Origin of the sequence: Mesorhizobium sp. M2A.F.Ca.ET.037.01.1.1 (assembly GCF_003998075.1) — a bacterium.
Classification (GTDB): domain Bacteria; phylum Pseudomonadota; class Alphaproteobacteria; order Rhizobiales; family Rhizobiaceae; genus Mesorhizobium.
This window is the reverse complement of the sequence record NZ_RZSA01001546.1, coordinates 1-904: the sequence shown is the minus strand read 5'-3', so window position 1 is coordinate 904 and position 904 is coordinate 1. Positions and strand designations below refer to the sequence as shown.

Genomic DNA, 904 nt, shown 5'->3' with positions numbered 1-904 from the left:
ACCTTCGTCGGCGCGCCGGCGATGAACATGCTCGAAGGCACGGTGACGCTCGACGGCATTTCGCTGCTCGGCGGCAGCCGCAAGCTCAGCGTGTCGCGCACGGGCCTTGCCGTGGGCTCGAAGGTCGCGGTCGGCGTCCGGCCGGAAGCGGTGCGCATGGTGGCGCCGGGGACGCCCGGAGCGCTCGCGGCGACGGTCGACCTCATCGAGGAATTGGGCGCCGGCCGTGTCATCTATGTCGATCTCGACGGCGCGCCGTTCTCCGTCGTGACGTCTGAGGCCGTCCACCCCGAACCGGGCAGCACGATCGGCCTGCAGTTCGCCGAATCGGACCTGCACTTCTTCTCCTCGGAGACAGGCGGTAGGCTGGAGGTGTTCAAGGCTTCTGTGCCGGAGCCGGCGCTCCAAGGATGATCCCTTTCCGTCGGCTTTTGCGAACATTTTGATTGAGGGTTCAGGGCATGAAGGTCATCCAGGTTACGGACGTCCATCTCGGTCGTCTGCGCGAGATACGATATGGCGCGAACCTGAATGAGCGGCTCGATCGTTGCATCGACCATATCAATCAGCGCCACAGCGATGCGGCGCTCTGCATCTTCACCGGCGACCTGACCGACGACGGCGAGGCCGACAGCTATGCCGACCTGAAGGCGGCGCTGAGCCGGCTTGCCGTGCCTTACCGGCTGCTGCCTGGAAACCACGACCGGCGCGCCAACCTCATCGCCGCCTTCCCGGAAAACGGGACCGACGGAAACGGTTTCGTGCAGTCGGTTTTCGACACGCCGGAAGGGCGGCTCATTTTCCTCGACAGCCTGGCGGAAGGCCGCGTCACCGGCGAGTTGTGCGACGACCGGCTCGGCTGGCTCGATGCCAGGCTGTCGAGGAAAATGAGCCGCCCTTCCGG

2 protein-coding genes are annotated in these 904 nt (G+C 65.6%); both read left to right on the top strand.

From position 1 onward, the window contains the following. On the top strand, nt 1-414 hold a 414-nt coding region (locus EOA27_RS38255), incomplete at its 5' end, for a TOBE domain-containing protein (RefSeq protein ID WP_127258935.1). Nucleotides 415-461: 47 nt separating this feature from the next. Further along, nucleotides 462-904: metallophosphoesterase (locus EOA27_RS38250; protein WP_189562373.1), on the top strand; the 443-nt coding region annotated here is incomplete at its 3' end.